This window comes from Rhodococcus zopfii NBRC 100606 = JCM 9919 (assembly GCF_001895025.1).
GTDB lineage: Bacteria > Actinomycetota > Actinomycetes > Mycobacteriales > Mycobacteriaceae > Rhodococcus > Rhodococcus zopfii.
The window spans coordinates 70,182-79,222 of the sequence record NZ_BCXI01000026.1; the positions used below are offsets into that span (position 1 = coordinate 70,182).

Sequence of the window (9,041 nt, forward strand, 5' to 3'; positions counted from 1 at the left end):
TTCCGTGCACGAGGGCCGGCCGCGCGGCGCGCGGCGCGCTGGACGGGGAGGCGTGTGTGGGACAACTGTCGATCTTCGGCGCCGAAACCATACCCCCGGCGCTCACCGACCTCAGCGGACTTCTCGCCGCGCAGGGGCAGGTCGTCGTGTCCGCCGGCAAGGCGCGCATCTCCGTGGTGGTCGACGAACGCTGGCGTGCCGACGCCATCGCCGACCTGATGACGCAGGCCGGTCTCACGCCCGAGGTCACCCTCACCGACGAGGGGCGCCCCCTGGTCCGGACCGCCGCCGTCGAGGACCTGGTTCCGCTGGCGTCGCAGTGGACGCGCGGCGCCGTGAAGTCCGTGCCGGCCGGGTGGGTACCAGGGTCGCGGGCACTGCGCGCGTGGGTGCTGGCCGCCGGCCGGATGGAGGTGGACGGCGAGCGGTACGTGCTGGGGCTGGATCCGCACGCACCCGACACTCATCCGGTGCTCGCGCAGTCGTTGATGAGGGTGGGGATCGCTCCGACCCTCATCGGTACGCGCGGCACCGGTCCGGGACTCCGAGTGGCCGGGCGCAGACGCCTGACCAGGCTGGGAGAGAACATCGGCGAACCCCCGCGCGACCCGGCCGCGCGGTCGATGTGGCCACACGTGGCGGGGGACGATTTCGACAGGTGACGAGTCGATCGCCGGTCATGTGCGACCCTGTGTGTGGCCGCGTCGGGGGGACGGGTCGGTATACATGTCCTTGAAGAACCAGGCATGTCGACAACAAGGGAAGGTGCGGGCGGCACGGTGGCAGCACGGGACAAGAGCACGTCGGACGGCTCGTCGGGCACTCGTCGGCTCGTGATCGTCGAGTCTCCGACCAAGGCGAAGAAGATCGCGCCGTACCTCGGCCGGGGCTACGTCGTCGAGGCGTCGGTCGGCCACATTCGGGACCTCCCGCGCGGTGCGGCCGATGTCCCGGCCAAATACAAGGGCGAGGCGTGGGCCCGGCTCGGCGTGAACGTCGACCAGGACTTCGAGGCGCTGTACGTGGTCAGCCCGGAGAAGAAATCCAAGGTCGCCGAGCTCAAGAGCCTCCTCAAGGACGCCGACGAGCTGTATCTCGCGACCGACCCCGACCGCGAGGGCGAGGCCATCGCCTGGCACCTGCTCGAGACGCTCAAGCCGAAGGTCCCGGTCCGCCGGATGGTCTTCCACGAGATCACCGAGCCGGCCATCCGGGCGGCGGCGGAGAACACCCGCGACCTGGACATCGACCTGGTCGACGCGCAGGAGACCCGCCGCATCCTCGACCGTTTGTACGGCTACGAGGTCAGTCCCGTGCTGTGGAAGAAGGTCATGCCGCGACTTTCGGCGGGCCGGGTGCAGTCCGTCGCGACCCGCGTCATCGTGCAGCGCGAACGCGAGCGCATGGCGTTCACGTCCGCCGAGTACTGGGACATCGCCGCGACCCTCGACGCCGGCGCCGACGCGAGCCCCCGATCGTTCGGGGCGCGGCTGGTCGGTGTCGACGGCAGCCGCGTCGCGGTGGGCCGCGACTTCGGTCCGGACGGAGCGCTCAAGTCCACGGGTGTCGCGGTGCTCGACGAGGCCCGTGCCCGGGCACTGGCCACCGCGCTCGAGGGCGCGGCCCTGGCCGTCACCTCGGCCGAGTCCAAGCCGTACACCCGCAAGCCCTACGCGCCGTTCATGACGTCGACCCTGCAGCAGGAAGCGGGCCGCAAGCTGCGGTTCTCGTCGGAGCGGACGATGCGCATCGCGCAGCGCCTGTACGAGAACGGCTACATCACCTACATGCGTACCGACTCCACGACGTTGTCGGAGTCGGCCATCACAGCGGCCCGGGCCCAGGCCACCCAGTTGTACGGTGCCGAGTACGTCAGTCCGAGCCCGCGGCAGTACACCCGCAAGGTCAAGAACGCGCAGGAAGCGCACGAGGCGATCCGTCCCGCCGGCGACGTGTTCGCGACGCCCGGCGAACTGCACTCGCGGCTGGACACCGACGAGTTCAAGCTCTACGAGCTGATCTGGCAGCGCACCGTCGCCTCGCAGATGGCAGACGCCCGCGGCACCACCCTGACACTGCGGATCACCGGCACCGCCGCGACCGGCGAGGAATGCGTGTTCTCGGCGTCGGGCCGGACGATCACGTTCGCGGGCTTCCTCAAGGCCTACGTCGAAAGCGTCGACGAGGAGGCCGGTGGCCAGTCCGACGACGCCGAGTCCCGGCTGCCGAACCTGAGCGAGGGACAGTCCGTCACCGCGACGAAGCTGGACCCGGACGGGCACTCGACGAACCCGCCCGCCCGCTACACCGAGGCCAGCCTGATCAAGGCCCTCGAGGATCTCGGGATCGGCCGTCCGTCCACGTATGCGTCGATCATCAAGACGATCCTGGACCGCGGCTACGTCTACAAGCGCGGCAGCGCCCTCGTGCCGTCGTGGGTGGCGTTCGCGGTGATCGGTCTCCTCGAGGCGCACTTCGGGCAGCTCGTCGACTACGACTTCACCGCCGGGATGGAGGATGATCTCGACGAGATCGCGTCCGGTCACGAGCAGCGCAACGACTGGCTGTCGAGCTTCTACTTCGGCGGCGAACGCGGCACCGAAGGATCCGTCGCCCGCGAGGGCGGCCTCAAGAAGATGGTCGGGGAGAATCTCGAAGAGATCGATGCCCGCGAGATCAACTCGATCCGCCTGTTCGACGACGCGGACGGTCGCGAGATCCACGTGCGTGTCGGCCGCTTCGGCCCGTACCTCGAACGCATGGTCCTCGACCCGGACAACCCGGACGGTGAACCGATCTCGCAGCGCGCCAACCTGCCCGACGACCTGCCGCCGGACGAGCTGACCCTCGAGTACGCCGAGAAGCTGTTCTCGACGCCGCAGGAGGGTCGCAGCCTCGGCACCGACCCGGTCACCGGCAACGAGATCGTCGCCCGTGAAGGCCGCTTCGGTCCCTACGTGACCGAGCTGCTGCCGGAACCGCCGGCCGAACCCGAGGAGCCGGAGCCCGCGGTCACTCCGATTCCCGTCGAGGAGGTCGGCACCGGCGGCACCGCGACGAAGACCGCAGCGAAGAAGGCCGCCGCGAGGAAGGCTCCGGCGAAGAAGGCGGCGAAGAAGGCGACCGGCCCGAAGCCGCGCACGGCGTCGCTGCTCAAGACGATGGACCTGTCGACGGTCACGCTCGAGGACGCCCTCCGGTTGCTGTCGCTGCCGCGCGTCGTCGGCACCGATCCCGAGTCGGGTGAGGAGATCACCGCACAGAACGGTCGCTACGGCCCGTATCTGAAGAAGGGCACGGACTCGCGGTCGCTCGCGACGGAGGAACAGATGTTCACCGTCACCCTCGAGGAAGCCCTGAAGATCTACGCCGAACCCAAGCGGCGTGGACGGCAGGCCGCGGCGACCCCACCGCTGCGTGAGCTCGGCGTAGACCCGGTCAGCGAGAAGCCGATGGTCATCAAGGACGGCCGGTTCGGTCCCTACGTCACCGACGGCGAAACCAACGCGAGTCTGCGCAAGGGCGACGAGGTCGGGACGATCACCGACGAGCGGGCTTCCGAGTTGCTCGCCGACCGTCGTGCCCGCGGACCGGCCAAGAAGACGACGAAGAAGACCGCGGCGAAGAAGTCGCCGGCCAAGAAGACGGCGGCGAAGAAGACCGCCGCGAAGAAGGCGCCCGCCAAGAAGGCGGCGGCGAAGAAGACCGCCGAATAGGGATCGGGCGAGTCGGTCGCGGACAACCCCGCGGTCGGGCAGATCCCGGACAGCAGCAGGAGCGGGATCGTCGGTGCCTGCCGCTACGCTGCCCTGCATGGGTGTCTTCGATCGTCTCGTCGGTCAACACGACGTCGAGACGGATCTGATCGCCGCCGCGATCGCGGCCCGCAACGGCGACACGGGATCGGCAATGACGCATTCGTGGCTGTTCACCGGCCCTCCCGGCTCGGGGCGGTCGGTCGCGGCATTGTGCTTCGCCGCGGCACTGCAGTGCACCGACCCCGGCGAACCGGGGTGCGGACGCTGCCACGCCTGCACGACGACGATGGCCGGCACCCACGGCGACGTGCGCCGGGTCGTACCCGAAGGTCTGACGATCAGCGTCAAGTCGATGCGCGAGATCGTCCAGACGGCGTCGCGCCGGCCGAGCACCGGTCGTTGGCAGATCGTCGTCGTCGAAGACGCAGACCGGCTCACGGAGGGGGCGGCGAACGCCCTGCTCAAGGTCGTCGAGGAACCGCCGCAACGCACCGTGTTCCTGCTGTGCGCGCCGTCGGTCGATCCGCAGGACATCTCGGTGACGCTGCGGTCGCGCTGTCGGCACGTCGGCCTCATCACCCCGGGTGTCGACTCCATCGCTCGGGTGCTCCGCGACGTCGACGGGATCGACGAGCGCGCGGCGCAGTGGGCTGCATCCGTCAGCGGCGGTCATGTCGGCCGGGCCCGTCGCCTGGCCACCGACGATTCCGCGCGCAACAACCGCGCCCGCGCACTCGACGTCGCGGGAGCGGTACTGCGTCCCGCCACCACCTACGCCGCCGCCGACGAGCTGGTCCAGCGAGCGCAGGCCGAGGCGAAGCAGATCAGTGCGGCTCTCGACGAGAAGGAAACCGAGGAACTGAAGACGGCGCTCGGTGCCGGCGGCACCGGTAAGGGGGCCGCAGGGGCGCTGCGCGGTTCGGCGGGGGTGCTCAAGGACCTCGAACGCAGCCAGAAGTCACGCCTCACCCGGACCGAGCGCGACATCATGGACCGCGCCCTGATCGACCTCGCCGGGCTGTACCGGGACGCGCTCGCTGCCGCATTCGGCGCCACGACCACACCGAACCACCCGGACATGACCGACCGCGCCCGCGACCTGGCCTCCCGCGCCTCCCCGGAATCCCTGCTCAGCTGTATCGAATCGATCCTCGAGTGTCGTGAGGCGCTCGCTCAGAACGTCAAACCGCGCTTCGCGGTCGCGGCGATGGCAGCTCGTTTGAGCTCCGCGTTCCGCTGATCTACGTGCGGGTTTGCATTGTCCCGGGGGTGTTCGGCTAAACTTCGGACGCCGAATGGCACGCTGCCTTAGCTCAGTCGGTAGAGCATTTCACTCGTAATGAAAAGGTCGTCGGTTCGATTCCGACAGGCAGCTCCGAGAAGGCCTCTCACCAGGAATCACCGGTGAGGGGCCTTCTTCGTGTGCGGGTGCAGGTCACAGGTCCGGGGCGTAGCCCGGCACTTCTTCGAGTGTGTGCAGAGTCCGTGTCCGGCCCCATTCGACGTGTGCGAACGCGACCGCCGACGCGAGATCCGGGCGGCCCCCCGCGATCGCGTCGACCAGAGCTTCATGTTCATTGTGGCGTTGCGCCGGGTCGGTGTGGATGTTCGCGACGTTGAGGCGGTCGCTGCGCTCGTGCAGGGGGGCCATGACTTCGACGAAGAGGGCACTCCCCGAGAGCCGTTCGATCTCCGTGTGCACCTCGCCGCTGTGACAGTGGAATCCGTCCAGGTCGTTGCCCTGCACCGCGGCCGCTGCGAGAGCGAGCGTGTTCCGGAGCGGGCTGGCATCCGCACCCGCAGCGACTCGTGCCGCAGCTTGCCGCGCGACGAAGGGCTCGAGGACAGCACGGATGTCGTAGAGCTCGTCGACCCCGGACCTGGTGACCGGTGTGACCACTGCCGGGCGCCGCGGCGAGAGCGTCACGAGCCCGGCGGCGGCGAGCAGGGGCAGTGCTTCCCGGATCGGCACGCGGGAAACGTCGAGTTCGGAACCGACCTCGCGTTCGCTGATCGACTCTCCCGCGGGCAGGCGGCCGTCGAGGATGCGTTGACGGAGCTCGTCGTAGACGAAGCGCGAAAGATTCTCGGCCATACCTTCGATATACCACTGGCGGTCGGTCGGTATACCAATCTGTGACCGGCCCGATCCGTCGTTCGAGCGGCTGGGTCGGTCGAGTTCCGCAGAAAATCCAGGTGGTCGGCAGGGGCTGCCAATCCTACGGACCGGCTATCTGGGGACAGTGAAGGTTCCCTAACGCAACGTTCACGTTGGTTCCCTTGATGGAAATACGAGCGGCCTATTTTTCCTGGTGATTGGTATACCGACAGGAAGGGAAGGGTGTCGATGGACAACGTTCGTGCAGTGCCTGACGCGGTGTCGAACGCGCCGGGAGATCGGGAGAGCGGCGACGCCGCTGGGCCCCTCGCAGAGCAGATCGAGACCGCGTATCGGCGGATCGGGATCACATCCGCGCACGTCGGGATCGTTGCGATGGTGCTGTTCGGGGTCTTCTTCGACGCCATCGAACAGAACACGGTCGGGATCGCCGGACCGATGTTGCGCGAGCAGTGGGGGCTCGGTGGCACCGAGATCGGCCTGCTGAACACGGCCACCTTCACCGCTGTCGCGCTCGGTCGCGTCCTGGCCGGCGCGCTGATGGACCGCTTCGGTCGCCGCATGCTCCTCGGGCTGAACCTGCTGGTCTTCGCGTTCGGCTCGGTGCTGTGCGCGATCGCGCCGAATTACGAGGTGCTGGTAGGAGCACGTTTCCTCGTGGGCCTCGGGCTCGGTGGAGAGATCGCCACCGCGGTGATCATGCTTGCGGAGTTCTTCTCGGCGAAGCACCGCGGCACCGCGGTCGGCCTCATCAACGTGGCGGCAGCCGGTCTCGGCAACATGCTCGCCCCGCTCTTCGGTGTGATCGTATTCGCCGTGTTCAGCGGCGACGACGGATGGCGCTGGCTGTTCGGCACTTTGGTGTTGCCGGCGCTGGCAGTCGTCGTGTACCGGCGCGCGCTCCCGGAAACTCCCCGCTACCTGGCGGCGCAGGGCCGGATCACGGAGGCGAACACGGTGCTCAACCGGCTCGCGGCAGGGAAGCTTCGCGGTGACGTCGCACACACGGAGCAGTATCTGGTCGTTCCGGACGAGCGGGAACACACATCGGCGCCCACGGCTCGCTGGACCGAACTGCTCGGCCCGGCCTATCGACGCTCGACTCTCGCGCTCGCGATTGCGGTCACGATGTCGTACGCGGCGCAGATCTCGATGCTCACACTGATCCCGGTCATCCTCACCGAGCGCGGAATGTCGATCACGAGCGCTCTCTGGTACACGCTCGTCATGCAGAGCGGATCACTCGTCGGGGCATTGACCGCGGCGGGGCTGGCGCGTCGTCTCCCGCGCAGGCTGACGTTGACAGCTGCCGCGATGCTCGGTGTCGTGGCGGGCCTCGGCTTCGGGTTCTTCGCGACGAACATCGCGTTGGTGCTCGCGTTCGGTTTCCTGTTCAACTTCTCGGTGATCATCCTGAACACGACCATCTGGCTGTTCGCGCCGGAGCAGTACCCGACTCGCATTCGCGGTCTCGCGACATCCGTCATCCTCGCGATCGGTTCACTGTCCGGTGGACTCTTCCCGCTGATCGCAGGTGCAGTCCTCGACGGTTACGGCGTCGGCGCGATGTTCGCGGTTCTCGCCGGTCTGTTCGCGGTGTGCGCCCTGGCCGTCCGGTTCCCCCGGGAGACGTTCGGACAGCCGATGCCGGAGGATCGATGACGAACACAGCTACGTGCGGTACCCGAGTGTGGCAGTGAAGGAGCAGAATCGATGAGGATTCTGGTTGTCAATCCGAACACCAACCCCGCGACCACCCGAATGATGGTCGAGGCGGCCCGCTCGGCCCTATCGACCCTGGCCGAGGAGGCCGCGGTGACCGGTGTCACCGCGGCCTCCGGTCCCGGGATGATCGTCGATCCGGAGGCTCTCGTCGCCGCTGCACGGCCAACCGTGCTGGCCGCGCTGGCCGGCGTCGAGGAACATCGGCCCGACGCAGTGCTCGTCGCCGCGTTCGGGGATCCCGGCGCACGGGCCCTCGGTGACCTGCTGCCGGTCCCGGTCGTCGGCATCGGTGAGGCCGCCGTACTGGCCGCCGCAGCGAGTGGTCGCCGGTTCGCCGTCGTCACCACAACCGGGCTCCTTGCCGAATCGCTGGACGAACTCGTCCGCCGGCACTGCCCGGAGGAAGCGGACTATGCGGGGTTGTTTCTGACCAACGGTGACCCGGAGGCCCTCGCGGCGGACCCGCACCGCAACGTCGCCGCGCTCGGTGGAGCGGTCGACGACGCTGTCGCGGCCGGATGTGAGGTGGTCGTGATCGGCGGAGGCCCGCTCTCCGACGCCGCCCGGGTGCTCGCCGAACGCACCGATGTCCAGGTGATCGAGCCGGTGCCCAGCGCGGTCGCGCTCGCCGTCCGCCGTGTGTCCGCAGCGGTGACCGCAACGACCTGGTAGCCGAGCCCGCCGGATTCCATGGCCGCCATCATTTCGGGACAGGATCGGGGAGCATGGAGTCATGGTCATGGAAATTTTCTCCCTCGTCCTCATCATCGGCGCCCTCGCTGTAGTGCTGCCGATGGCGATCCGTGTGTTCCGCAGACACGACGACGAATAGCCGACATCCGCCCACGACAACCAGCCGAGACATCCTCGACAACGCGACGCGAGGCGACCATGCTCGTTATATGAGCGAGTCGTTGAAGGAACGAGTGCGCGAGAAGATCCTGCGGCAGCGCATCGAAGACGGCGGTCGTCCGCTCGGGGATGCCGAAGGCGACAACCCCCGGCTCGTCGATCTCGGTAACGACCTGGCGTTGCTGGACCTGGCATCGGAGGACGACGACGTCGTGCAACGGCTCGCAGCCAAGTACTGGGTGCCCTGAACCGTCTCGAAACAGCCGTTGACCTGGCGATTTGGTGTTCTGTTGGGGTGTCGCGTAACTTATTCCAGGTCAGAGCGACACGGACACCGACCCGGACCTGATGGACCGGGACAACGAGGTTGGACGAAGGCGCCTGCGAATTTCACTGGTTCGGAACCTTCTGGTAAGGTTTCGCACCGCCCCTGGTTCAGGAAGCGGCACGGATTTGCGTCTGTGTGCGGATGGGATTAGGCTGGAACAGTTGCCCCGGAACGGACGGACTGCGGTCTGCGAGTGATGGTGTGTGCGTGTTCTTTGAGAACTCAACAGTGTGCCGATGAATGTCAGTGCCAATAATTA

General features: G+C 67.8%; 7 protein-coding genes and 1 tRNA gene. 7 read left to right on the forward strand and 1 reads right to left on the reverse strand.

What is annotated here, in order from left to right:
- The first annotated feature begins 56 nt into the window (after positions 1-56).
- The 4 genes from RZ1_RS16800 to RZ1_RS16815 all read left to right on the forward strand — a co-directional run bounded on the left by RZ1_RS16800 (position 57) and on the right by RZ1_RS16815 (position 5,133).
- Complete coding sequence (locus RZ1_RS16800) at positions 57-662, forward strand: hypothetical protein (RefSeq protein ID WP_072813661.1); 606 nt, start codon at positions 57-59, stop codon at positions 660-662.
- A 117-nt stretch (positions 663-779) separates the two neighbouring features.
- On the forward strand, positions 780-3,716 hold the full coding sequence (gene topA, locus RZ1_RS16805) for a type I DNA topoisomerase (protein ID WP_072813632.1): 2,937 nt from the start codon (positions 780-782) through the stop codon (positions 3,714-3,716).
- Positions 3,717-3,813: 97 nt separating this feature from the next.
- Complete coding sequence (locus RZ1_RS16810) at positions 3,814-4,998, forward strand: DNA polymerase III subunit delta' (RefSeq protein ID WP_072813634.1); 1,185 nt, start codon at positions 3,814-3,816, stop codon at positions 4,996-4,998.
- A 62-nt stretch (positions 4,999-5,060) separates the two neighbouring features.
- Positions 5,061-5,133, forward strand: a tRNA-Thr gene (locus RZ1_RS16815).
- Positions 5,134-5,193: 60 nt separating this feature from the next.
- Here RZ1_RS16815 and RZ1_RS16820 read toward each other — a convergent pair.
- Complete coding sequence (locus RZ1_RS16820) at positions 5,194-5,853, reverse strand: GntR family transcriptional regulator (RefSeq protein WP_072813635.1); 660 nt, start codon at positions 5,851-5,853, stop codon at positions 5,194-5,196.
- Between the two features lie 270 nt (positions 5,854-6,123).
- On the opposite strand from RZ1_RS16820, the gene RZ1_RS16825 reads away from it, so the two are divergent.
- The 3 genes from RZ1_RS16825 to RZ1_RS16835 all read left to right on the forward strand — a co-directional run bounded on the left by RZ1_RS16825 (position 6,124) and on the right by RZ1_RS16835 (position 8,702).
- Positions 6,124-7,539: an MFS transporter gene (locus RZ1_RS16825; protein WP_238072212.1), complete on the forward strand. Its 1,416-nt coding sequence runs from the start codon at positions 6,124-6,126 to the stop codon at positions 7,537-7,539.
- A 51-nt stretch (positions 7,540-7,590) separates the two neighbouring features.
- Entirely contained in the window at positions 7,591-8,274 is a 684-nt protein-coding gene (locus RZ1_RS16830; RefSeq protein WP_072813639.1) for an aspartate/glutamate racemase family protein, read from the forward strand.
- A gap of 230 nt (positions 8,275-8,504) precedes the next feature.
- Positions 8,505-8,702 carry a hypothetical protein gene (locus RZ1_RS16835; protein WP_072813641.1) on the forward strand — a complete coding sequence of 66 codons (198 nt, stop codon included), beginning with the start codon at positions 8,505-8,507 and terminating at the stop codon, positions 8,700-8,702.
- Positions 8,703-9,041 lie beyond the last annotated feature (339 nt).